The 22,725-nt window shown below is 54.4% G+C and carries 22 protein-coding genes; 6 read left to right on the top strand and 16 right to left on the bottom strand.

Annotated features, from left to right (window positions below; translation table 11 throughout):
* Window positions 1-33 precede the first annotated feature (33 nt).
* From KCR01S_RS06360 to KCR01S_RS06330, 7 genes are all read right to left on the bottom strand, one after another.
* On the bottom strand, window positions 34-729 hold the full coding sequence (locus tag KCR01S_RS06360) for a GNAT family N-acetyltransferase (RefSeq protein WP_061281247.1): 696 nt from the start codon (window positions 727-729) through the stop codon (window positions 34-36).
* Between the two features lie 126 nt (window positions 730-855).
* The gene (locus tag KCR01S_RS06355) at window positions 856-1,569 is read right to left on the bottom strand and encodes a fimbrial assembly chaperone (protein WP_061281244.1); all 714 of its coding nucleotides are present in this window, start codon (window positions 1,567-1,569) and stop codon (window positions 856-858) included.
* On the bottom strand, window positions 1,535-2,863 hold the full coding sequence (gene stbD / locus KCR01S_RS06350; RefSeq protein WP_061281240.1) for a fimbrial usher protein StbD: 1,329 nt from the start codon (window positions 2,861-2,863) through the stop codon (window positions 1,535-1,537). Before stbD ends, KCR01S_RS06355 begins: the two co-directional genes overlap by 35 nt.
* 4 nt (window positions 2,864-2,867) lie before the next feature.
* Window positions 2,868-5,423 (bottom strand): fimbrial outer membrane usher protein, encoded by a 2,556-nt coding sequence (locus KCR01S_RS06345; protein WP_061281237.1) that lies wholly within the window; start codon window positions 5,421-5,423, stop codon window positions 2,868-2,870.
* Window positions 5,407-6,183: a fimbria/pilus periplasmic chaperone gene (locus tag KCR01S_RS06340; RefSeq protein ID WP_061281234.1), complete on the bottom strand. Its 777-nt coding sequence runs from the start codon at window positions 6,181-6,183 to the stop codon at window positions 5,407-5,409. The genes KCR01S_RS06345 and KCR01S_RS06340 overlap by 17 nt, the downstream gene beginning before the upstream one ends.
* Before the next feature lie 43 nt (window positions 6,184-6,226).
* On the bottom strand, window positions 6,227-6,763 hold the full coding sequence (locus tag KCR01S_RS06335; protein ID WP_061281231.1) for a fimbrial protein: 537 nt from the start codon (window positions 6,761-6,763) through the stop codon (window positions 6,227-6,229).
* Between the two features lie 601 nt (window positions 6,764-7,364).
* Entirely contained in the window at window positions 7,365-8,219 is an 855-nt protein-coding gene (locus KCR01S_RS06330) for a winged helix-turn-helix domain-containing protein (protein ID WP_082767946.1), read from the bottom strand.
* A gap of 739 nt (window positions 8,220-8,958) precedes the next feature.
* On the opposite strand from KCR01S_RS06330, the gene KCR01S_RS06325 reads away from it, so the two are divergent.
* Window positions 8,959-9,672, top strand: a complete 714-nt coding sequence (locus KCR01S_RS06325) for an EAL domain-containing protein (protein ID WP_061281225.1) — start codon at window positions 8,959-8,961, stop codon at window positions 9,670-9,672.
* Between the two features lie 35 nt (window positions 9,673-9,707).
* Here KCR01S_RS06325 and KCR01S_RS06320 read toward each other — a convergent pair whose 3' ends face one another.
* Window positions 9,708-11,168, bottom strand: a complete 1,461-nt coding sequence (locus KCR01S_RS06320; RefSeq protein ID WP_061281222.1) for a glycosyltransferase family 39 protein — start codon at window positions 11,166-11,168, stop codon at window positions 9,708-9,710.
* Between the two features lie 283 nt (window positions 11,169-11,451).
* Here KCR01S_RS06320 and KCR01S_RS06315 point away from each other — a divergent pair, with 283 nt between their 5' ends.
* Complete coding sequence (locus tag KCR01S_RS06315; RefSeq protein ID WP_061281219.1) at window positions 11,452-12,204, top strand: AzlC family ABC transporter permease; 753 nt, start codon at window positions 11,452-11,454, stop codon at window positions 12,202-12,204.
* Complete coding sequence (locus KCR01S_RS06310; RefSeq protein WP_061281215.1) at window positions 12,194-12,514, top strand: AzlD domain-containing protein; 321 nt, start codon at window positions 12,194-12,196, stop codon at window positions 12,512-12,514. The genes KCR01S_RS06315 and KCR01S_RS06310 overlap by 11 nt, the downstream gene beginning before the upstream one ends.
* A 333-nt stretch (window positions 12,515-12,847) precedes the next feature.
* Here the strand turns inward: KCR01S_RS06310 and KCR01S_RS06305 are convergent, their stop codons facing one another.
* A complete protein-coding gene (locus KCR01S_RS06305) occupies window positions 12,848-14,047 on the bottom strand; it encodes an MFS transporter (protein WP_061281211.1) in 1,200 nt (399 codons plus the stop codon).
* Between the two features lie 115 nt (window positions 14,048-14,162).
* Between KCR01S_RS06305 and KCR01S_RS06300 the strand changes: the two genes are divergently transcribed.
* Window positions 14,163-15,122 carry an AraC family transcriptional regulator gene (locus KCR01S_RS06300; protein WP_061281207.1) on the top strand — a complete coding sequence of 320 codons (960 nt, stop codon included), beginning with the start codon at window positions 14,163-14,165 and terminating at the stop codon, window positions 15,120-15,122.
* A gap of 12 nt (window positions 15,123-15,134) precedes the next feature.
* Here KCR01S_RS06300 and KCR01S_RS06295 read toward each other — a convergent pair whose 3' ends face one another.
* Window positions 15,135-16,016 carry a LysR substrate-binding domain-containing protein gene (locus tag KCR01S_RS06295; RefSeq protein WP_061281204.1) on the bottom strand — a complete coding sequence of 294 codons (882 nt, stop codon included), beginning with the start codon at window positions 16,014-16,016 and terminating at the stop codon, window positions 15,135-15,137.
* A gap of 108 nt (window positions 16,017-16,124) precedes the next feature.
* On the opposite strand from KCR01S_RS06295, the gene KCR01S_RS06290 reads away from it, so the two are divergent.
* Complete coding sequence (locus tag KCR01S_RS06290; protein ID WP_061281201.1) at window positions 16,125-16,706, top strand: nuclear transport factor 2 family protein; 582 nt, start codon at window positions 16,125-16,127, stop codon at window positions 16,704-16,706.
* Window positions 16,707-16,770: 64 nt separating this feature from the next.
* On the opposite strand, the gene KCR01S_RS06285 is transcribed toward KCR01S_RS06290, so the two are convergent.
* Entirely contained in the window at window positions 16,771-17,079 is a 309-nt protein-coding gene (locus KCR01S_RS06285) for a hypothetical protein (protein WP_061281198.1), read from the bottom strand.
* Between the two features lie 389 nt (window positions 17,080-17,468).
* Here KCR01S_RS06285 and proX point away from each other — a divergent pair, with 389 nt between their 5' ends.
* Complete coding sequence (gene proX, locus KCR01S_RS06280; RefSeq protein ID WP_061281195.1) at window positions 17,469-18,464, top strand: glycine betaine/L-proline ABC transporter substrate-binding protein ProX; 996 nt, start codon at window positions 17,469-17,471, stop codon at window positions 18,462-18,464.
* A gap of 42 nt (window positions 18,465-18,506) precedes the next feature.
* Here proX and catA read toward each other — a convergent pair whose 3' ends face one another.
* The 5 genes from catA to KCR01S_RS06255 form a co-directional block, all read right to left on the bottom strand.
* Window positions 18,507-19,433, bottom strand: a complete 927-nt coding sequence (catA, locus tag KCR01S_RS06275; RefSeq protein WP_061281191.1) for a catechol 1,2-dioxygenase — start codon at window positions 19,431-19,433, stop codon at window positions 18,507-18,509.
* 36 nt (window positions 19,434-19,469) lie between these two features.
* Window positions 19,470-19,751 carry a muconolactone Delta-isomerase gene (gene catC, locus KCR01S_RS06270; RefSeq protein ID WP_061281187.1) on the bottom strand — a complete coding sequence of 94 codons (282 nt, stop codon included), beginning with the start codon at window positions 19,749-19,751 and terminating at the stop codon, window positions 19,470-19,472.
* Between the two features lie 11 nt (window positions 19,752-19,762).
* On the bottom strand, window positions 19,763-20,875 hold the full coding sequence (locus KCR01S_RS06265; protein WP_061281184.1) for a muconate/chloromuconate family cycloisomerase: 1,113 nt from the start codon (window positions 20,873-20,875) through the stop codon (window positions 19,763-19,765).
* Between the two features lie 26 nt (window positions 20,876-20,901).
* On the bottom strand, window positions 20,902-22,152 hold the full coding sequence (locus tag KCR01S_RS06260) for an MFS transporter (protein ID WP_061281522.1): 1,251 nt from the start codon (window positions 22,150-22,152) through the stop codon (window positions 20,902-20,904).
* 84 nt (window positions 22,153-22,236) lie between these two features.
* Window positions 22,237-22,725, bottom strand: coding sequence for a flavin reductase (locus tag KCR01S_RS06255; RefSeq protein WP_061281181.1), 489 nt, complete (start codon window positions 22,723-22,725; stop codon window positions 22,237-22,239).

Here is a 22,725-nt window from a genome sequence, read left to right as displayed (position 1 = left end):
GCGGATTCTCCACTGATTACCACGGTGGCAAGCTTATCTAAACGCCGCTAGCCGCTGACGCTGCCGTCCGCACTCATCGAAATTATCCGGTGCTAACCAACGCTGTAATTGACCATCGCGCACTGGCCATTCATCGCTGATGATCGACAAAATATCGCTGTCGCGGGTACGCCCTTTACGGACCATTTTATTGCGTAAACGCCCCTCCCAGCTAAAGCCCAGGCGCTCGGCGGCACGGCGAGAAGCCAGGTTCATGGAATCACATTTCCACTCCAGGCGGCGGTAACCATGGGCAAAACCGTTTTTCAGCAGTAGCCAGATAGCCTCTGTTCCCAGTGGCGTATCCTTCATTTTTCGCGACCACGTGACGTGGCCAATTTCGACGCAGCCCATTTTCCGATCGATAGCCATATAGCTGACGATGCCAACCGCACGCGCCGTCTGCAAATCGATAACCGCGTAAGGGACCAGTGCGTCGTCCAGCACCTTGCCAGTGAGCCAATGCGCAGTGGCGGCGAGACTCTCCGGTCGCGTGCTAGCAAGCCACGTCCAGTCGCTATCATCCCCCAGTGCGTAGGCATCAAATAATGCCCCAGCGTGGCGGCTGGCATCCAGCGGCTCCAGTCGACAGAACCGGCCATTGAGCGCCACGCGACGAAGCGTAGCGGCCCCCTGCCAGTCCGCTATGCGGTCGTTAACCTGCTGACCAAACTCATTAATTTCCGGCACCTGTGTTCCCCTGTGAATGCGCGCTTGTCATGGAATAGGCGTAATAACAAAGCATAAAGCGACGGAAAAAGGCAACCTTCGCGTGCATCTCAGGTCATGGCGTTGTCGGTACGCGCCTGCGGAAACTCAAATACGCTTTTGGTATTCGCGATAATGACCATCATCGGTAATCACCCGGTAATTGACGATGCTAGCCGGCGACGCCGGCGTCACTAACGGCACCGTCAGTTCGTCAAACGGGGAAATCATCAGATTACCGATCGGCGGCTGCCCCGAAAGCGTTACGGACAGACTCATATGCCATGCAGTCGGGTTGATAATGTTAAGCCTGCCGCGGGCCAGGCTGAACTGCAGCGCTTCCTCGTCCTTCTGCTGCGGCGCCGATAAACCCGGAGGGCGAATAAAGACCTTTAAACGCAGACGCAGCGGCAGCGCGATCTTTTCCTGCCGCTGCGCGTCATCATTGCCGATTGGCGCTATCTGGAAAATATTCAACCAAAACACGCTTTCCCGATCATCGGCGAGGCCGTGGCGGGTGGTAAGCATCATGCGTAATGCGCGCAGTTCGCCGGGTAACATTTTAAATAACGGCGGCAACACCACCACAGGGGTGATGACCTGGTCTGGCGTCACCTGCGGATCGCCCTTATCGGTCCATACCTGCAGCAGCATGGGCGTGTTGCCATCATTGGATAAATTTAGCGTTTGCACTTGTTCATCGGCGGTAAAGATCACCCGCGTGCGATCCACATTGACGGCGGCAACACTCTGCGTCGCCACCGATAGGAGCACACCACCGATGACACTATTGAAAACTGACCACCACCTGTAGCTGCGCATTGACCGTTCCCGCCGTAATCGTTTGACCTGAAATTGCCTCAAGCGAGGCCGTAAAATCACCTCGGTAGCTATTTGTTGTTCCCGAGCTGGCCAAAGAGGTAAGATCTTTAAAAGCGTACCAGCCGCGTAAATTGCCGGTTCCCGAACTCCCTCTATCGGGCAACAGGTTTATCGCGCTGCCATTGCTGTTATAAATGCGAATGCCAACGCCTGATGCCACGCCGGGGCTGCCATAGCGGTTATCGAGGAGCCAGGTCAGCCCCCCGCCGCTGGTAACCAGACGCAGTGTCTGCGCGCTGCTGACCGCCGTCGGTTGGTTAACTAAAAAACCCATCGCAACATTGGCGGAGGTGGTGGTTGAGGCATTGGTCGATGACACCGCCCCTGCCTCGCATTCAATGCTGACGGAAAAAGGCGCCTGACTGCTCATCCCGGCATTCAGCTCACTGCGGCTGATGGCAGGCAAAAAGACCATCGAAGGGTAATCCTGCACCTGGCATAATGCACCGCGCACATAGGTCACTTTGCCGTAGGTGCTCCATGCACCCGGCCAATGGTGATGCCAGCCATAATAATAACTGGCGCTATCCATACCCGCCTTCAGGCTATTGGTATCTAAGCCTGGGCCTTTAAACGCCATATATCCCCGCGGTTGGGTATAAGCATCCTTGTACATATTACTAGCCGACACAAAATAGGTCGTGGCGCTAATTTTATACATTTCATACAGTACGTTGCTGAATGCGCTAGCCGGAATATAAATATACTGGCCATCGTCAAACCAACTTTCAGCGGTTAATTTGCGCTCTTTCCAGTAGCGGCTGTAATACTCACCAGTACTCAAGTTAGTCATACGTACCGCCACGTTTTTCGCCACGTCATAATAAGCGCCGTCAACTTCGGAGACGGCATACATGCCGGTATAGGCGTTATCGCCGTTGGTGGCGTACATTTCATACAGGCTACCCGCATCTGCGGACTGGCAGCGGAACAGGATCTGGTTGCTGGAGTACGCGACGTTGGTCGCTCCGGTCAAAAAATTGCCTACGGAGCTGGCCAGTAGCGTTCCTGCAGGCTGGAAATTATTGCCGCTATTAATGCTAATTACCGACGGCAGCCCGATATTGCCATTGCAGGTGTCACAGGCACCCGCCCAACTAGCCGCCGTGTATCCAGCCTGAATCGCAGCGGCCGATAAAGATGACGATGCGGTGACTTTAATACAGGTGGCCTGCAGCGGCAGGATGCAGAATAACGTTGCCAGCGTAATGAGTATTTTTAATAACAGCGTCATGGTATTACTCCCTTTCGCAGACCTGATTCAGGTGAATCAAATCTGCCTCGTTTTTCCCGGTCACCTGGTAACGAACCACGCAATGATGATGAGTGCCCTCGCCCCAAAGTACGCGTAACAGCCCGGAGGCATTCGGTACCCGGGCATAGATTTGCCCCCCCTGGCCAACCATGCCGATAAGTGTGCCTTCGGCGGTACGCACCTCGGCCCCCATCGGTGGAACCGCTCCTTGGGTGGATGACAAATTAATTAGCACCGCCTTTCCTTTCAGGGTCTGGAAATTCACCCGCGCGATAGCTCCGGCATAAGGCACGACGCGCTGGCTGCCGCCAACCAGCTCCGCGTCGCGGCTCATTTGACGCGTTTCAAGACTGACGTTATTGCTGCGATACGGGGATAACGCGGGGAAAATAGCGTAACCAAAACTGTCGATCACCGCCCCCTGTCCGTTTTGCACAATCGCCCCCTGCGCCCCTTCAGCATGGATCAGAGCAAACGTCTCACTCGTCCACGGCCCTAGGGTGACCCCGCCGGGATGAATCACCAGCGTTCCGGAAGCCCCCAACCCGGCCTGTCGATAGTTATCGCCCTGGTCGTAGCTGGCTCGTAAGGCCCCAATGCGGGTATTTTTTTGCACGTTGCCCCCCCAGGCGGTGGTATTGCCGCCCTGGCGATATTGCTCATACCCCCCGTAGGCCGACCAGGTTAGATCGCGGTATTCACCTGACGAGCCGGTCAGCGAAACCGTTGAAGACCGGCTCTGCTTTGACTGGCTGTAGTTATATGTCACGTTTGACATACTGCGTCCCCAGTCAAGAGGGATCGACACGTTCACCGACAGCGTGGTTTCGGTATATTTTTGCTGGCTGCTGGACGAAGGCACATCATCAATACTGCGAGTGAAGCGCCCGTAATCCCACGTGGTACGCTGACGCGCCACGTTAATGCCGTAGCTGATGCGTCGCCATTGGTTGCTGTAGCCCGCCTGGATTTGGGTAATGCGCGACTGATTATTATAATAATCCGCCGTGCTGGCATTCAGATTGAGCATTCCCCAATCGCCCATCGACTGGCTTACGGCCGCCGACAGTCGATTACGCTGCTGTAGCGTATCGGAGTAATAACTGATGCCGTTTTTGGCCTCGCGGCGTACGCCCAAAACGTCCTGTAAATCGCGAAAACCTTCGGTGGAATAACGATAGGCGGCCAACACCAGGTTCGTGCCCGATGAAAAGGTTTTGCTGTAGCTGGTTTCCGCCCGCCATCCCTGTTCGCGCTGGTTATTCAACACCCGCGCGCTCGACCAGGTTGCATTGACACCTACCGCACCAAGCCAGCTCGCCCAAACGCCCCCCGCCAGCCAGGCCTGATAATCCTTTGCCTGCCGCGTCCCCAGGTTTAAGGTCAGTTGGTTACTCACCCCTTGCTGAACAACGCCCTCAATAAAGTCGTTATCGACGCTGTAATAATCACGCACTTTTCCTGCCGCCACTGCGTAATGCCAATTCCCCGGACGAACCGAATCGGGAACGGAGGAATACGGCACCGTAAAGGTCGATATTTTGCCGTCTGCTTCAATCACATCGACATCGATATCGCCCTGGTTACGCGTGTTATAAAGATCGTCAATGAGGAAAGGTCCTGGCGCGACCTGCGTTTCATAGATAACGCGGCCTAGCTGTTTCACCACCACACGGGCCGAACTTGCGGCTACGCCACGGATCTCCGGTGCGTAGCCGCGTTTACCCTGCGGACGCATGCGCTCATCGGTGGCCAGCTTGACGCCGTTAAACGACAGGCTACCGAACAGACTGCTATCGGTATAGCCATCGCCCAGCGAGATCACGCTGTTAAGAGGCTCGATCGGCCGCTGGAGCCATGTGCGAACCGCGCTGTAGTGGTAGGCACGGTTGCCCATATTACTGTCGACGTAGCGTAAATTGCCCTGGTGACGGAGTTGCCACAGGCCAATATTTAGCCCGCTGTTAATGCCGCTCCATAAATACTGGTAACGAGAATGGCTACCGGTATTTTCCGTGGTGGTATAGCTAGTATTGTGGCGCAAAAATAGCGCCAGCATCCCCGCGTCCCATTCCGTAGGCGGGATGTATCCGCGCGTGCTGCGCACCAGCTCCGTGGAGGGAATAGACAACTGCAGACGTAATGTCGATTGGTCAAACTGCCAGCTTCCCGCCGCTGTCCATTCCCGCAATGAATGACACTCGCCCGCATCGGCCTGCTTTTCACCCGCCAGCGACTTGAGCTGGACTGCCGTCATCACCTCCCGCGAAAGGCAAGGTTCTGTCGTTCCACTCTGTGACGAATGACGAAATTCGACGTCGCTGCCGCTCGCCGCCAGCGTGTTATTCACATAGACATCAACGCGATAGTTGCCGGGCATGACGTCTCGCGCCCCAAACTGCGCCAGGTTGACGTCATAGGGCGTGCCCTGGAATAACGAGGGGTCAAATTGATATTCTTCGCCATGCGCCATTCCCGTCCAGCCGATGGCCACCAGCGATCCCAGCAGACTGACGCTAAATTCAGGGTAACGCGACATCATATTGTTCATTTATTCGGCTCCCCTGATCGTTGACCGCGGTGACCAACACCGTGCCACCGCTTTTAGGCCTGTTTTTTATCGCCGGGAACCAGAAAGTGCGCTGTGAAAATGGGCTCACCATATCCGCGTGCAGCGTGCTTTTTTGACCGACGAGCGTGACCGCGATGTCGCTGATAGAAGCAAACCAAGGATGCGGATTTGCTATTTCCACGCCCAGCCCTCGACTGCTGTTCCACAGCAGCCTGACCTTGAGATTTTTTAATTGTGCCGTGGGTGCCGATATGCCTGCCGGACGATAAAACAGTTTTACCCGAGTACGCAGCATAACCAGCATTCGGTTTTTATTTTCTGTTCCCTGCAAATTAGAAGGCGGAATTTGTAAAATATTAAACCAATAGACTGATTCACGATCTGGCGGTAGATTTTTATTTCCCGTCGCCGCAATGCGTATTATTTGGCCATTTTTCCCTTGAATCCGAAAAACAGGCGGGGTGGCAACGAATGGAATTCCGCTGGCCTGATTTGGCCCGGCATTTAGGTTACCGTCATCAAACCAGGTTTGAATAATGTAGGGAAAGTCGTCATTATTTTTAAGCTGAACGTCAACGGACCTCGCTGCTGCTGGATAAATGATACGATTGCCTAGCATCGTGACGCTGGAATATGCCGAAGGAATAATCATTAATCCGATAATAAACCCGATAACATACCGTACATGGCGACCATATAAAGCAGACTTCATCGATACCACCTTCACCGAATTAAAAGCATGGCGCCAAATGACGCCATGCCATTGATGATTACTGATAAGAAACAGCGTATTGTAACGTCGCTTCTACCGTACCCGCGGTGGCGGCAGCGGTGGCATAATATTGGGCGGTATAAGTCGCAGAGGCTTCAGACGCACCCGCAGCCAGTTTTAAGTCTCCGTTACCGGTGAAGCCGTTGGTCAAATTAATCACGGCATTTTTGGTGTCGAGCAACTGAATTTCAACATTACCTGCGCTGCCGGTATTTCCGAGGTTGCCATTGGTAGTGACCTGATTACCGACAAAGACGGTTGAAATATTGGTCTCGGTAGACGGATTACCCGTACAACCCGCTAACCCAATATCAAACGTAATATCCCCAGCGGTATCACCGCTTTTTGCCAGATCTTTGGTGCTGACGGTTGGTAATAAGATTACCGGCGTGGCGCCATTACCATTAATTGCCACAGAGCACGTTTCATCAGTCACCTCCCCCTGAAAAGTAATGGTGTTATCTGAAATAGCCATTGCACTGCTGGATGCCAGCATGACGCTTACAAACATGGCGATGGTGGTTTTTTTATTCATGGTGCTGTTTCCTGTAATTTATAAGACACGCTGTTTGTTTTTATGGTCAGGCCACCGTTTCCTGGCTATCAGAAACTTCAATAAGGTTGCCGCTACCACTGACACAAATCATATACATTTCGCCAAATCACACAACAATTAACCATCAGACGGTGATTCAATAGATTTTTATTCTATTTTTAATGTTAGAATAAGCTTTATTAAGTTCTTACCCCTGATAAAAGACCATTTGTTTTGTGGTGTTTTTGTTAATTATGTATCCTTTTGCAAAAATTAAATCGATGCCATCATTCAGCATTCATGCTTATTCATAAACCCCGTCTGGAATGCGTAGTGACTTAGCCAAAGTACGCGGGACGGTGCGTGTTGTTAAATAACGGGCGGGCGGTAGCATCAAGTTCTGACGTTAAAAAACGTATCGCGAGGAGAACAACACAATTGCACAGAAGAGTTGCGCAACGGGTCGGATAGGACCAAAAGATGGAGTAGAAGCAACAAAGTGACGGGAAAGTTAACTTAAAAAAGGCCGCTTTGATTTGGCAAAGCGGCCTTTTATAGCGGGATACCCTGAACGGAAACATTCGCGGTTAGCACCGCTCTCTCAACCAGCTGATGCAGCCGGTTCGGTAATACTCCAGCAGACTTCAGACTTACTATCACGCAGTGTGCCGCAGCGCATAAAATACAAGCGCGATAAATCTCGACTCCATGTGCGCAACGTGCGGCTTTTAATCACCAGCACATATTCATCGCTGGTACATTGTGGCTTAAGCCTTTGCGCATAACTCAACACGCCAGATTTTAGCGTCGTGCTATTATCATCCTGCAGCAAGGTTTCAGACATCAGGATTTTGCAGGTCCCGGCCTGGCCGACAAAGACTTCTCGCCGCTCCAGCGGTTTGGTTGCAAACCAAATACCCACCGCAGCGCCCAAGGCAATGATGGCGATCAGTAATATTAACAACGAGATATTAGAACGTATCAGCAAACCTGCCGTCCTCTCTTTCAACGTATGCTCAGCAGGAACATGCTCCGGTGAGTGCTCAAAATCAGATTCAACGCTGATATCACCCTCATGCGGCATTAATGTAACATCAGCACCGCGTTCAATTTCTATCTGCGGATGCAGCATAAAACCGATTTTAGGTATGGTCACAATGGCCTCATCATCGAGACCAAAATTTTTAATTAACCGGCGAAGTTTACTCACACACTGATTTAAGTTGTTGTTGCTGGAAATCATGCCAAAGTCATCCCAGACTTTTTTAAAGATAATATCTCTTTTAACCGCCTCTCCTTGATGTTGAATGAGCAGCAATAATAGTCGCTTGGTTGGATTGGATATTTGCACCCTCTCATCCAAAGAGTCAATCAGTCCAAGCATTCCTGTATCAGAATCAAAAACAATTTGTCCATTAATCGTAAATATCATATCCAAGGCTCTTTTCCACGGCATCAAAGCATCATTCACTTGCGCAACAAATTGAGGCCAATCAGAGAAACCGAATGCAGATCATTTTTAAGAAAAATCTTAATACTAATAATATTTACTAAGAGATAACTTTGAAACATTAAGTGCACAATCGATAAGATGTAATATTTTTATACCATAGAAATAGCAAAAGACGACATAATTTACTATAAAAATAGAAAAAATGACACTTCCATATTAAGTAATTAAGGAATGGATTAATGAATGACCAGATATTTATCGTAGGGGCTATGGATTATGTCTGATGATATATCCTGCACCAGCTCAATATTCACTCTGCCAATGCCAGATAATCCCTGAAAAGCACGACAAAAATGACTTGGCCACCACAAAAGCTGGGGTGATGATAGTTTACGTCGATGACAATCACGCATAACACCCAAGAACAGCCGCTTAATTTGGCGCCCGCAGATAATACTGTTATAATTTGGTTAATGATATATTAAAAGTGAGTAACGATAATTTCAACACCCTGCACATCTTGTTCTGTAAATAATCGCTTAAGTCGTTCTCACACACTCAAAACAGATTATAAGAACACGTCAAAAACGCCACCTTCAAACACGTTCACTTCCATTAAAATATTAAAACAGGCAATAAACAAGAATAAACATCTATTTAATTGAGCATTGGTGGTATATGTGGAAAGCCATCAGGGCAGCACCTTAATATTGGGCGAGATATCTGAGAAAGGCGAAGCAAAATGCGTATGGAGAAAATTCGGTTACAGCCTATTGTTGCGCTGGCTAACCCTCGCCCTACCGACTACTACGAAGTGCTGGCCGATGCGCACGCCACCATCCCACTCGAGCTGTTTTTTGCTCAGCACGACGCATCGGTTCTGCTCAAATTACGCGAGTGGCAACTCCAATCGCTGAAGCTTGCGGGACTCAAGAGCAAATGGTTCATCAACTTAACGATTGAGGTGCTGATCCGCGAAACGCATATCCGTAGCCTTTTGCTCTCTCCCTTTCGACAGGTCATAGAGCTACAGGATCCGCAAAACCTCGGGCAACTGACGCCGTTGCAGCACATTTTGCTGGCGAAAAATCTTGAAATGCTGCGTACCGCTGGGTTTGAAATTTGGTTGGATGACTATCACGCCAGCTATTTCTCCGCCTTAAGCCGACTGGGCTGGCAGTTTGATGGCATCAAAATCGATCGCGCTTACTTTCATCTCCATCGCCAGAACCCTGACGAACTGGCAGAGCAAATCGCACGCGTAAAGATTTATGGCGAGCAGACCATTGTTGAAGGTATCGAAACGGCGAACGATCTGCGGTTAGCACAGCAGCTCAATGTCCAATACGGGCAAGGTTTTTACTGGCAGGAAGCCGCGATTAAGCAGCCCGATGCCTTTATTTTTCCCTCGTGTCACCATTGGCCTGAGATTCTTCACACTGCCAACGGTCTCTGAAGCAGGTCCAGCCGTAAATGCCGTCGTCAGGAACCTCACCGAGTGGATCTCGGTGGCGAGGGCTCTTGCGGCCTGATGAAACCGACACAGAGCGCCTTCGTTCCCTGCCGCTCATCTTCCTGATACAGGGTCTCCTCGATTGCATCAAGCGAAAGCGTCGGCCACGGTTCCAGGACCCTGGTAAACGACGCCACGGTGCACCCATTATTTGGCAAACCAATCAATAGTGCACCGGATCGCTCGATTTCACCGCGGCTGATGTCGGTGTTATAGATATTCGGCTTCGTCTTGTTGTCCCACGGAGTAATGATTTTGGGCCTCGAGGGGGCATAAAAGGTGAGCCATTCAGCCAGTCGAATCCCTCCCACCAAGCGCAGCGGCGTCCCGTAGCGCTGTTGCCACAGGCGTTCCATCTGCTGGCTGAACGGAATCACGCCGCTCATTTTGCGCCCGGCATTCTCTACATTCATGACCATAACCGTGGTGTAACCAAGCAGAATCAGAGCCGCAGCGCCAATCAGCGCCAACAAAGCGCTTCTGGCCGGTTGCCGGTGGGGTGCGGCGGCGCAGGCCACAACCAACGCAGGCGCCAGACTAAAGAATGGCTGCAACCACTCGGTTAGGCGTCCGCCGTCATGAAACAAAAACCACAGCACAATCGGCGCCAGAGGGAGTACGGCCACCAGAATCAGGACGCGTTTACCGCCATCGCCGGGCCAGCGCAGCGGAATTTGGCTGTGGTGCAATATCCCCCCTAAAAACAACAGCGGATAATAGATAGACAGCAGCGTTATCAAAATCTCAGGATTAAACTGGCGTTTAATCTGCGAATCCACCCAGCTAAAGGCCGCGAAGTCATGCTGCCAAAGCCACACCAGATTAGGCGCAATCATGGCAATCCCGGTGAATAATGCGAGGTAGAATAGCGGCTGGCGATAGCAAACCCGGAGCCTGGGCACTATTAACGTGGCAACAAACACCCCGGCGACAAAAGCTAAGGTCGAATATTTGGCCATCGTCCCGAGTCCAGCCGCAATGGCGAATGCTATCCACCATGCGCAATGACGGCTCATCGCCAGGTAAAAGAACAGCAGCATCCACGGCCACAGCATCACCAGCAGATAGTTATCGTTATAGCTAATGATGTCGAAGTTAATCAGGCCGGACAGATTCAGCGTCAGGAGCGCCAGCCAGGCCAGACGCTCGCTGCCGCTTAACGTCTTCGCCAGAAACCAACTTCCGCCCATACCGACAGCAATCGCGACAAAATGCGTTATGTACCAGTAGGCGTTCAGCGGAATACCGCTAAACCACACCACGGGACGCCATACCATGCCCACCAGCCAGGGATTTTTCGGCGATCCCCATTGCGCGTTTTGCGCCCAGTTCAAAGCTTCGACGGCATCATAAGGAACGGCGGGATCCAATAAAAGGGTCGCCACACTCCACAGCAGTGCATAAAGGCTTACCCACCCCACCAGCAGCACACGGCTCATTCATTTTCCTGCACATTATTAGCGAACGGTGATGGGTTGAGTGTAGAAGACCCATACTATTTTTTAGCTAAACGATACGTCGCTTGTGGGGCACGTTTGTTCGCAGCAGCCAGTAGGAGACGAGGTGACGCTGGCTCAATCGGCACCTCGCATCACGACAAAGAGTGTGATGCGACAACCTGACACGACGCCACCGTGAAATTCATTCACTTACCCTATATTTTCGGTTCCAGCACCGACAGGCAAAAGTTATTATTAAGTAAATAAATAATAGGAAAACTTGATGTTAACAGACACAACGGCCTCACCGCGCAGTGAGGCCAAAACGGAGTTTCGCGCCGGAATCATGGCCTGTTTACCGACCATTCCCGGCTACTGGAGCATTGGTTTCGCGGCGGGTGCGATCGGTACCCTCGCCGGATTCACCACTTTCCAGACGGCGCTACTGGCAACACTGCTCTACGCCGGCTCGGCGCAATTCCTGTTCTACTCCCTTTGGGCTGCGGGCGCGGAGACCCTTTCCGTCGTGTTAAGCGTCCTGCTGGTCAACCTGCGTTACCTGTTGATGAGCTCAGCGATGAGCGTCTATTTTCGCGAACAATCCACCGTACAAAAAATTATCAGCGGCCTGCTGCTGACCGATGAAACCTTCGGGGTGGCGGTGCAGCACGGCAGCCCGCAAAGCAAAGTCTCTTTCGCCTGGATGTTTGGCTTAAACGTCGCCGCCTGGCTGAACTGGATTATTGCCTGCGTGATTGGCGCAGGTCTGGCATCTGCGCTGCCGCAGGCCTTAATGGAAGGATTAAGCTTTAGCCTGGTGTCGATGTTTATCGGGCTGGTGCTGATGCTGTGGTTTGCCAGCCGTCGTAAGCTGCTGGAGTCATTCAGTATTGCCGCGGCGGTCATCATTACTCTGCTGATGTCCGGACATGCGGATACCAGCGTCATCGTGATCGTCGCCGCCTCCGTGGCCGCCACGCTGGCCACGCTGGGTTTGCGATATTTCTTCAATAAGGAGCGCAAACATGGAGCGTAATATTCTGCTGGCCATTCTCGCCTCGGCGGCGGTGACGGCGCTGATGCGCGTAGTGCCGGTGCTTTTACTGTCGCGTTTTCGGATGCCGCCCGCCCTGCAGCAATGGCTGAGTTTTATTCCTGCTGCCATTATGGCGGCCATCATTACGGCCGAACTGCTGGGTAAACCGGCGCTGAACAGCAGCGGTATCAGCATCTCACTGCTGGCGGCCGCCGTTGCCACGCTGGTCGGGGTTTTAAGTCGTAGCCTATTTGCCACGGTGCTCGCGGGAATGGTGGCTTTTACCGGGTTAAGCTACCTGCTTGTTTGAGGTGGGAAGTCCTGTAGTGCTTATCACTATCGTGTGAAATTCCGTTCACCTTATGTTTTGTAGAATATGAAACATCGGCACCCGTGAACGGGCAAAGGGGAGCACCGCGCTCCCCTTTCCTATCCCCACAGCCCGCGGTGAAACCGGTACTTCGCACTGCGTTCACCTGTGAACTCCAGCCTGCGGCACGGCTCAACTCGACGCTACTCGTCCCATCCCTGGGACTCGCCCTTCGGGCCAACTCTTCCTTTCTCCGTCTCACCGATTTCAGGCGGGGGCACGTCGGTTTCAGCGACACTGATTTTGACTGTTAGTAGAAAGGGCATTGCCCTTTCACTCTTCAGCTGTTGCCGCTTTCACCTTTACACCGGCAAACACCATCACCATCGCTGCCACCAGCAGCACACCGCTGGCGGTGAATACGCCGTTCGCGCCATTCATATCAAATACCAGCCCGCCGCCTGCCGCGCCCGCGCTAATGGCCAATTGAATAGACGCTACCATTAGGCCGCCTGCGCTTTCTGCCTCGTCAGCTACCGTGGTCGCAAGCCAGGTTGACCAACCGACTGGCACCAGACCAAACGCAAATCCCCACAGAGTCACCAGCAGGCCATCCACCAACGCCAGATGACCATAGGCCACCATCGTCAACGCCAGGACGCCCATGGCGAACGGCACCAACGCCAGCGTCAGGCGCAGATTGCGCGCCAGCAAATATCCGGCAATCGACGTGCCGATAAAATTAGCGACGCCAAAGCCGAGCAGAATCAGCGAAATGGTTTCCACGTTCGCCCGGCCAACGGTCTCAAGGAATGGGCGCAGATAGGTGAAGAAAGCGAAGTGACCGCTGAAGATAAAGATCGTTGCCAGCAGCCCACCGACCATGCCCGGACGGCGCAGCACTTTGAACAACGTGCCGAGGCTACCGCTATTCTCTGGCCGCATTGACGGCAGTACCCACAGTTGCCAGAACAGCGCCAGCACGCCGGGAATAACGCACAGAATAAATACATTACGCCAACCAATCAGGCTGCCAAGATAGCTGCCAAGCGGCGCCGCCACCACGGTAGCAATCGACACTCCGGCGAAAATTATCGACAACGCTTTCGGCACGTCCTTCGCCGGCACTAAGCGCATCGCCGTTGCGGTCGACATGGCCCAGAAGCCACCAATCGCCACGCCCAGCAGCAGGCGTCCCAACAGCAATACCTGCAACGAAGGCGCAAACGCCACCAGCAGGCTGGAGACAATTTGCAGTAAGGTAAAGAACATCAGCACCCAGCGGCGGTCAATGCTTTTGGTGGCTGACGTGATCAGCAAGCCGGTGACCAAGGCCACCAGCGCAGTTGCCGTCACCGTCTGCCCGGCCACGCCCTCCGTGACCCCCAGGCTCGATGCCATCGGCGTAAGCAGGCTGGCGGGTAAAAACTCAGCGGTGATCAGGCCGAATACCCCCAGACCGAGCGACCAGACGGCTCGCCAGGCAGGTTTGGCCGGGGCCAGTGACGCACTGGTGGTAGCGCATGAATCCATTTGTAACTCTCCGGTTAAAAAAATGAGATAACGGTCACAAAGAATAGAAAACCTCCCCCGGACGATCTATGATGTAAAATCTTTTATTATTGATAATTCGTCCGGAGTTGAGGCCATGACCGTCCACACACCTGATTTGATAAGCGAACTGCTGAGTGGGATGCGCCTCTCCGGCGTTAACTATCGACGGATTGAGGCCAGCGCGCCGTTTGGTCTGGCGTTCGGCAATGTCGCCGGCAAAGCCCAGTTTCACTTTGTGAGTCGCGGGCCGGTGGTTTTACGTATGCACAGCGGTGCGCGCTTCACGCTCAATAGCGGTGATGCCGTCTTCATCCCAAACGGAGACGCACACGCCCTGCTCTCCGACGATCACGCCGTGGTGACGCCCATTGCCGACTTACCCAGCGAACCTATCTGCAACCAGGTGCAAGACATTCACTGCAAAACCTGCCCCGATGGCGATAACGCGGTGATTTTTACCGGCTGTATGGATTTTGAGCTGGGTGGAATGCAGCCGCTGATTAAAGCGATGCCGGAAGTAATGATGGTAAGCAGCCTGATGGCAACGCGACCAGAAATTCATCCATTGCTCGCCGCCATGGAGCGCGAATCGCTAGGCCGTCAGGTCGGTTTTGCGGGGATCCTCGCCCGGCTGGCCGACGTGGTGGCAGCGCTGATTGTGCGCGGCTGGGTGGAAAGCGGCTGCGGCAAGGCTACTGGCTGGATCCAGGTCTTGCGCGATCCGCGCCTGAGCCGCGCGATTTTTGCTATGCACCAACAGCCCGGAATCAACTGGAGCGTAGCGGCTCTGGCCAAAGAAGCGGGCACATCGCGCTCCGTCTTTGCCGAACGCTTCCTCGCGGCGACCGGCACGACGCCGGCCAAGTATCTTGGGGAACTCCGCATGCGGCTGGCGGTACAGTATATTGGCCAGGAACAACAGGCGATCGAAACCGTGGCCCTTCGCTTAGGCTACGGCTCCGTCGCGGCGTTTAGCCGGGCCTTTAAACGGGTGGTGGGACAACCACCGGGCGCGCTGCGAGAAACCCACCAGGCCGCGCAAAGTGTGGCGTAACGGCGCAACGTATTATTCCGTCCGGCAAGCCAGCGCCAGAAAAGCTGCGACCGTTTGATTCGGTTCAACCACCCGCCGTACCAGCATCAAATTCGCGTGCAACGCGGGTTCATCCAGGCGGCGATAAGCCAGACCGGGGATCGTCACCTGCTGAAGCGGTGATGGAATAAGCGCCAGCCCCAGCCCGGTAGCGGCAATCGCCAGTACGCTCAAGGTGCTGGCACCGCGGTGCGCAACGTGCAGTTTATCGCCCAGCTTTTGCTCAAGCCACTGGTAGAGGCGTTCATGCTCGTCATGCGCTTCATACAGAATGAGCGCTTCGCCCGACAGCATTTCAAGCGTGATGGACTCATGGCGTGCAAGCGCATGATCCTCCGCGAGCGCCACCAGAAAATCCCACTGCCCAAGCGGCTGTACCATAATATCCGGCGTGGCGGTTTTACTGTTATCCGGGGTATATCCAACGTCCAACTGCCCGGACTGAATGGCGGCAACCTGCTGTTGTGGAGCAATTTCCTGAATGACCAATTCAGCATCCGGATAGCAGCGATGAAACTGGCGCAAATCCGCAATCATCTTGCCGCTGAATATTGCATTGCCGGCAAAACCCACCCGCACCCGCCCGGTCTCTCCCCGCAGCGCGCGCGCAACGGCCAGCCGCGTATGCTCAACCTGCGCCAGCGTGCGCTGTGCTTCGGTTTGCAAAAGACGTCCGGCCTCGGTGAGCGCCACGTGGCGGCTGGTGCGAATAAACAGCGCGCCGCCCAGCTCTTCTTCTAGCGCTTTAATCTGCATACTCAGCGCAGGCTGCACAATATTGAGCCGCTTTGCCGCACGCCCGAAGTGGCCCTCTTCGGCGACGGCCAAAAAGTAGCGTAGATGACGAAGATCCATAGCCCCTCAATCAATCATTAAAAATGATTATTCGTTCAATTCAATATATTTGAGTTTAACTCGGTTGGCGACCAAACTGAATCTCAGCTAACCGACAGGAGAAAGATCATGCAAACAACCGACAGCGATCGCCAACAGCTTAATGACCTAATGAATGGTTGGATCCACCGCGATCTCGGCGAGTGGGAATCACTGCGCCAGCTATTCCATCCCGACGGTACGATTGAAATAACCTGGTTTGAGGGGCTGGCCAGCGATTTTGTTGACGGATCAATGCGGATGGGGGCGTCAGATTTACGTACCAAACATATGATTGCCTCACCGCGCGTCACCTTTAATGCCGCTGGCAATAAGGCGCTGCTGGAAACCAATGCCATGATTATGGCGGAAAACACCCGGCTGAATTTAGGCTGCGAATGCCACAATCGCTTTTACGATCTGGCAGAAAAAAGAGAGGGCTGCTGGAAGCTTTTTCACCGCCAGAGCATTTACGACATGGGCACCTTCACCTTCCCGCTGGGCGTTGTGGAAATAGACCCGCAAACCGTTGCCCGCTATCCGCGCGAATACGCCGCGCTGGCGTACCTGCTGGAAAAAAGCGGCTTCCCGCTGGGCCGGGTATTTGCCACCCGCGGCAGCCAACTTGAACAAGACATGAAGACGGCGGGACAGCGCTGGCTGGCACAATAGCCACAAAGGCCTACAGCCCGGGGATAACGCCATCAACCATGGTGTCTTATCCCACGACAGCAGTTTAATAGTAGGTGATCGTCATTTCCCGCAGTTCTGGATGACCCGGAATGGAACGCTGCGCGATCGTCCCCAGCTTCTGCATCGCAAGGGGATTGCCGCTGGCGTTTAAAGCAACATGCTGAACGTGATTGGCGCCATTGCGATAGCAGGAAATTTGCACCTGCGTCCGCTGTAGTTGGGTGCCACAGCCCTCTTCCACGATTTGACCGACAAAGTGGATAACGCCGGAGCTTGCATTATGAGTCGCCTGCACAGTAGTGGCCCACATCAGGCCAAGCGCAGCAAAACAAACGATACGGACTAATTTCATCTTCTTCCCCCACATCCTGTGAGACTGACTGGCATCGGCGGTGTCGCCGCGGCCTCCTCGTAACTTCAATCTTGTTTCAACTAAAACGAAACGATTTCACTATAGCGTGGAATGCGGATTTCAAATATCGGACGTTCGTCGTATTCACCGGCGTTATTTATGTTCCCCTCAGTCATGCGTATTTAAGAATAACCTGATCCTATGAAGAATGCCGATCCGGCCGCCAGGGTATATTTAGGATTGTCAGAGCCGCTCAGTATGTTAGGGTAAAGTATTATTACTGATACTTTGGAGGACTATTTTCACTACCATTTTCTTTCTATCTTTGGTTTCCGCAGAAATAACCTGCCCGCGCTGGCTTAACACACGAAAATAATAAGGTTACTCCTATGCAAACACCGACAATACTCGCCACTACGCTGGCAGCTGTACTCATCTCCCCCGCGCTTTTTGCCGCCGACCTGCCCGGTAAAGGCATTACCGTTCATCCCGTACAAAGTACCCTGCCGGAAGAGTCATTCCAGACGGAGATTATCAACCGCGCGCTAACCCAGCTCGGCTACGATGTCTCCGCCACCGAAGAGGTGGAATACAATGTCGCCTACACCGCGATTGCTGCCGGAGACGCCACCTACATGGCCGTCAACTGGGAGCCGCTGCAAAAGGACATGTACGCCGCCAGCGGTGGCGATAAAAAATTCTACCGCCAGGGCACTTACATTAGCGGTGCCGCTCAGGGTTATTTGATTGATAAAAAAACCGCCGAGAAATATCACATTACCGATATTTCGCAGCTTAAAGACCCCAAACTGGCGAAATTATTTGACGCCAATGGTGACGGTAAAGCCGATTTAGCCGGCTGTAATCCAGGCTGGGTTTGTGGATCGGTTATTGATACCCAAATAAAAGCCTACGGCCTGAGCAATACGGTCACGCAGAATCAGGGCAACTATTCGGCCATTATTGCCGATACTCTCACCCGTTTTAAAGCCGGTAAACCTGTGCTCTATTTCACCTGGACACCATACTGGGTCAGCGACGAATTAAAACCGGGTAAAGACGTGGTGTGGTTAACCGTGCCGTTCTCCGCCAACCCTGGATCGCTTAAAGATCTCAACACCGAATTGTCGAACGGCAAAAATTACGGCTTTGCGGTGAACAACGAATATATTGTGGCCAACAAAGCGTGGGCGGCGAAAAATCCGGCTGCGGCGAAGCTGTTCGCGGTGGCGAAATTACCGCTCGGTGACGTGAATGCGCAGAATCAACTGATGCATAAAGGCGAGTCTTCCGCCGAGGATATTCAGCGTCACGTTGACGGCTGGATAGCGGCTCACCAGGCGACCTTTGATGGCTGGATAAAACAGGCGCTGGCCGCGCAGTAAGATAATGCTCTGGGCGAACCGACGCCGCCCAGAGCGTTTGGATTACTCCATCACGCGGGCGCGTTTAATACGCGTCTCTTCGGCGGTTTCTGCCGAGTCCACCAGCGTGAAATCGAAGCTGACTTCGGTATGCGGCTGGTTAATTTTACGCGCCTGCGATAACTGCTCATCGGTGATTTTCACCGGATCGGCAATCAGCTCTTCGCGGGTGGCAAACGCAAAATCGTCCCACAGATAGGCATCGCCATTGAGGTTAATCTGCGTGGTCAGGTGCTTATAACCCGGCGCGGAGACGAAGAAATGCACGTGCGCCGGGCGGTTACCGTGACGACCTAACTGGGTCAGCAGCTTCTGGGTCGGGCCATCCGGCGGGCAACCGTAGCCGCATGGCACGATACTGCGCACCGCATAACGGCCATCGGCACCGGTTTCCACGCGGCGGCGCAGATGGTATTCACTCTGCGATTGGTCGAAGAAGGAATAGCCGCCCAGGGTGTTGGCGTGCCAGATATCGACAATCGCCCCGGCTACCGGGTTGCCTTCTAAATCACGCACCTGGCCGTGCAGCCACATTGGCTCGCCCGGCTCACTGCCGTCATCCATGCGCGCATACTGCTGGCTGAGCGGTGCACCCGCTACGTATAGCGGGCCTTCAATGGTGCGCGGTGTCCCAACGTCCTGTCCTGCTGCGGCCTCTTTTTCATCGGCACGCATATCCAGATAGTGCTCCAGCCCCAGCCCGGCGGCCAGCAGCGCGGCTTCTTTGCGCTCACCCAGCTCGTTTAAGTAGTTCACCGCCAGCCAGAACTCTTCATCGCTGATATCGAACTTCTTGATGGTCTGGCACAGGTCGCTCAACACCTGATGCATAATGGCCTTGAAGCGTTCGTTGCCCTGTTCGGAGTTTAAGCCGCTGCTGATCGCCAGCAACGATTCCAGTTCGGTCTGTTTTGCAGGATTCACTGACATTGCATATTCCTCTTTTTTGTAGGGTAAGGTTTATTGTTATGAGTTCACGGATGAGGGGTGTCGACACAGCGGTTGTACCGACATCGTCATAAAGGGATACAGCGGCAGCCCGGTGAGAATATCGTGCAGCTCCTGGTTGTCGGCGACGTCAAAAATGCTGACGTTGGCGTAAAGCCCGGCGACGCGCCAGATATGCAGCCACTTGCCTTCGCGCTGCAGGCGCTGCGAGTAGGCTTTCTCCTCGGCCTTGATGGCATCGGCCTGATCTTTAGGCAGCGACGCCGGAATATTGACGGTCATTTCAACTTTAAACAGCATGCGGATGTCCTCTATTTTCGAGCGTAGAAACGCAATTTATCGTCGTCGATCTCCACGCCCAGCCCCGGCCCCTGCGGCAGCGTGACCTGCCCCTGGCTGAAGGCGAGCGGCGTCACCACGATGTCGTCTTTGAGCAGCAGCGGCCCGAACATCTCGGTGCCCCACTGCAATTTCAGGGTCGACCAGGCATGCAGCGAGGCCACCGTGCCGAGCGTGCCTTCCAGCATGGTGCCGCCGTACAGCGCGACGCCTGCGGCCTGCGCCACGTGCGCCAGCTTCAGCGCCTGCGCCGGGCCACCGGCTTTGGCAATCTTCAGCGCATAGGCGCCGCTAAAACCGCCATTGGCCAGCGCATAGCCATCGTGGCTGGTCGCCACTGCTTCATCGGCGAGAATCGGCAGCGTAAAGCGCTGGCTCAGCGCGATAAGCCCCTGCCGGTCCCACAGTGGGATCGGCTGCTCGACCAGGCAAATACCGCCGGCCTGTAGCTGGCTCATTCCCTGCACCGCAGTGGTGAAATCCCACGCCTGGTTGACGTCAACGCGGATGCTGACGTCATCCCCCAGCGCGGCTTTAATCGCCAGCGCGTGACGGATATCGGTCGCCAAATCGCGGGCACCAATTTTCAGTTTGAAAGTGTCGTGTCGCCCTTCCACCAGTAGCCGTTTTCCCTCGTCGATATCTTTCGCAGTATCGCCGCTGGCCAGCGTCCACAGCACCGGCAGCCGATCGCTTAGCGCACCGCCAAGCAGCGCGCTGACCGGCACGCCCAGCGCTTTGCCTTGCGCGTCGAGGAAGGCGGTTTCCAGTGCCGATTTGGCAAAAGTGTTGCCCTTCACGCTGGCATTCATCGTTTCGGCGAGTGCCGCCACGCCGCTGAAGGTCTGCCCGCACAGCAGCGGCGAGAGATAGGTTTCAATCGCCAGCTTCATCGCTTCCGGGCTTTCTGCGCCGTAGCTCAGGCCGCCGATAGTGGTTCCCTCCCCCCAGCCCACCACGCCGTTAGCGCACTGCATGCGGACAATCATCAGGGTCTGGCAGCCCATCGTCGCCATCGACAGCTTGTGCGGGCGGACGGTCGGGATATCCACCAGCCAGCAGGCCAGTGATTCAATCGTTAACATCGGTTGCTCCTGCAAAGAAAAAGGGATCAGGGTGTTGTTTTGCCCGATGGCAGGCTACGCAGCGCAATCCACGCCAACAGCGCGTAGGCGATAAGCAGCAGCGAAACCGGCCACGAGGCGTCGAAGGCCATCAGCAGCGCCACCGCCAGCATTGGCCCAAGTCCACCGGAAAAAATCGAGCCGACCTCATGCCCCAGCGCAAGGCCGGAATAGCGCACGCGGACCGGGAACAGATCGCTCATGATGCACGGCTGGGTGCCAATCATCGCGCCGTGACACACCGGCAGGCCGAGGAACATCGCCAGCAAAATGTAGCCGTAGCTGCCGGTAGACAGCAGCCAGAAGAATGGGAACGCCATCACCAGCAGGCCAATCACGCCGATGTAGTACACCGGTTTTAAGCCAATGCGATCGGACAATGCTCCCCAGAACAGAATCGAGAAAAACTCAACCAGCATGGCGAGGGTGACGGCACTGATAATTTCCCCGGTGCCAATCCCAATATGTTTGGCGTACACCACCGAGAAGGTGAAGAAAATATAGGACGCGCCGTTTTCCGGCAGGCGCAGCGCAATCGCCTGCAGCAGCGCTTTCGGGTGTTCGCGCAACAGGATCAGCAGCGGGATCTTCTCGTGCTTTTCCTCGGGTTTCGCTTGGGTAAAGGCTTTGCTTTCGCGAATGTTTTTGCGAATGTAGACGCCCACCAGGAAGATGACGATGCTCAGCACGAACGGTACGCGCCAGCCCCAACTCATAAAGTCACTTTCCGGTAGCTGTTGCACCAGATAGAAGGCAAACGCCGACAGCACGAAGCCACCGGAGACCCCCATCTGACTCCACGCGGTGTAGAACCCGCGCTTTTGCTCAGGGGCATTTTCACTGAGCATGAGCACCCCGCCGCCCCACTCGCCGCCGGAGGCCACGCCCTGTAAAAAACGTAAAGAGATCATCGCCAGCGGCGCCCAGAGACCAATCTGCGCGTAGGTCGGCAGCAGGCCAATCACAAAGGTGGTCGCCCCCATCAACGTCAGGGTCATGATGAGCGTCATTTTACGGCTATAGCGATCGCCAAGATGACCGAAAACAATACCGCCGAGCGGCCGCGCCAGGAAGCCGACCGCAAAGCCGGAAAACGCCAGTAGCGTTCCCTGGAGCGGATCGCCGCCCACCGGGAAGAACAGCGGGCCAAACACCAGCGCCGCCGCGGTGCCGTAGAGGAAAAAGTCATACCACTCCAGCGCGTTGCCCAGCACCGAGGCCATCACCAGTTTGCGCATCTGCTGCGCATCATGGCGAGTCTCGGCGGGCGTGACTACGGTTTCAGAAACGACATTACTCATCCGGCATCCCTCTTTAAACGGTTATGCTTCGTGACCGACGGCGTGATAGCGACGGTTGAAATAGACCAGCCCGCGCGGCTGTTCGCTGCTGCGAATCGCCTGCACCCGGCAGTAGAAGACCGAATGGCTGCCCACTTCGTGGCAGTCATCAATCAAGCAGTCAAAGCTGGCCACCGCCGAGCTCAGTACCGGCGCGCCGCTGGCCATCACCTGCCAGCTATCGTGGCAAAACCGCTCTTCCGAACGCAGGCTGGCGTTCGCAAAGACGCCGGACAGCGCCTGGTGATCGCTGGAGAGCACGTTCACGCACAGCGTGCCGTTTTGCTTAAAGTGCGCGTGGGCGAATGAATTACGGTTCATACACACCAACAGCGTGGGCGGCTGGTCAGTCACGCTACAGACGGCGGAGGCGGTAAAGCCAAACTTACCCGCAGGGCCATCGGTGGTGATCACCGACACCGCGCTGCCCAACTGCGCCATGGCGTTACGAAATTCGGTTTGCAGAGTCAT

It is taken from the genome of Kluyvera cryocrescens NBRC 102467 (assembly GCF_001571285.1).
GTDB lineage: Bacteria > Pseudomonadota > Gammaproteobacteria > Enterobacterales > Enterobacteriaceae > Kluyvera > Kluyvera cryocrescens.
The sequence above is the reverse complement of the archived record's forward strand: the minus strand, read 5'-3'. Positions and strand labels throughout refer to the sequence as shown.

Excerpts from the sequence above, each read along its gene's own strand:
- KCR01S_RS06355 (WP_061281244.1), bottom strand. The coding sequence starts at position 1,569 with ATGCGCAGCTACAGGTGGTGGTCAGTTTTCAATAGTGTCATCGGTGGT.
- stbD (WP_061281240.1), bottom strand. The coding sequence starts at position 2,863 with ATGACGCTGTTATTAAAAATACTCATTACGCTGGCAACGTTATTCTGC.
- KCR01S_RS06345 (WP_061281237.1), bottom strand. The coding sequence starts at position 5,423 with ATGTCGCGTTACCCTGAATTTAGCGTCAGTCTGCTGGGATCGCTGGTG.
- KCR01S_RS06335 (WP_061281231.1), bottom strand. The coding sequence starts at position 6,763 with ATGAATAAAAAAACCACCATCGCCATGTTTGTAAGCGTCATGCTGGCA.
- KCR01S_RS06330 (WP_082767946.1), bottom strand. The coding sequence starts at position 8,219 with ATGCCGTGGAAAAGAGCCTTGGATATGATATTTACGATTAATGGACAA.
- KCR01S_RS06325 (WP_061281225.1), top strand. The coding sequence starts at position 8,959 with ATGCGTATGGAGAAAATTCGGTTACAGCCTATTGTTGCGCTGGCTAAC.
- KCR01S_RS06320 (WP_061281222.1), bottom strand. The coding sequence starts at position 11,168 with ATGAGCCGTGTGCTGCTGGTGGGGTGGGTAAGCCTTTATGCACTGCTG.
- KCR01S_RS06315 (WP_061281219.1), top strand. The coding sequence starts at position 11,452 with ATGTTAACAGACACAACGGCCTCACCGCGCAGTGAGGCCAAAACGGAG.
- KCR01S_RS06310 (WP_061281215.1), top strand. The coding sequence starts at position 12,194 with ATGGAGCGTAATATTCTGCTGGCCATTCTCGCCTCGGCGGCGGTGACG.
- KCR01S_RS06305 (WP_061281211.1), bottom strand. The coding sequence starts at position 14,047 with ATGGATTCATGCGCTACCACCAGTGCGTCACTGGCCCCGGCCAAACCT.
- KCR01S_RS06300 (WP_061281207.1), top strand. The coding sequence starts at position 14,163 with ATGACCGTCCACACACCTGATTTGATAAGCGAACTGCTGAGTGGGATG.
- KCR01S_RS06295 (WP_061281204.1), bottom strand. The coding sequence starts at position 16,016 with ATGGATCTTCGTCATCTACGCTACTTTTTGGCCGTCGCCGAAGAGGGC.
- KCR01S_RS06290 (WP_061281201.1), top strand. The coding sequence starts at position 16,125 with ATGCAAACAACCGACAGCGATCGCCAACAGCTTAATGACCTAATGAAT.
- KCR01S_RS06285 (WP_061281198.1), bottom strand. The coding sequence starts at position 17,079 with ATGAAATTAGTCCGTATCGTTTGTTTTGCTGCGCTTGGCCTGATGTGG.
- proX (WP_061281195.1), top strand. The coding sequence starts at position 17,469 with ATGCAAACACCGACAATACTCGCCACTACGCTGGCAGCTGTACTCATC.
- catA (WP_061281191.1), bottom strand. The coding sequence starts at position 19,433 with ATGTCAGTGAATCCTGCAAAACAGACCGAACTGGAATCGTTGCTGGCG.
- catC (WP_061281187.1), bottom strand. The coding sequence starts at position 19,751 with ATGCTGTTTAAAGTTGAAATGACCGTCAATATTCCGGCGTCGCTGCCT.
- KCR01S_RS06265 (WP_061281184.1), bottom strand. The coding sequence starts at position 20,875 with ATGTTAACGATTGAATCACTGGCCTGCTGGCTGGTGGATATCCCGACC.
- KCR01S_RS06260 (WP_061281522.1), bottom strand. The coding sequence starts at position 22,152 with ATGCGCAAACTGGTGATGGCCTCGGTGCTGGGCAACGCGCTGGAGTGG.
- KCR01S_RS06255 (WP_061281181.1), bottom strand. The coding sequence starts at position 22,725 with ATGACTCTGCAAACCGAATTTCGTAACGCCATGGCGCAGTTGGGCAGC.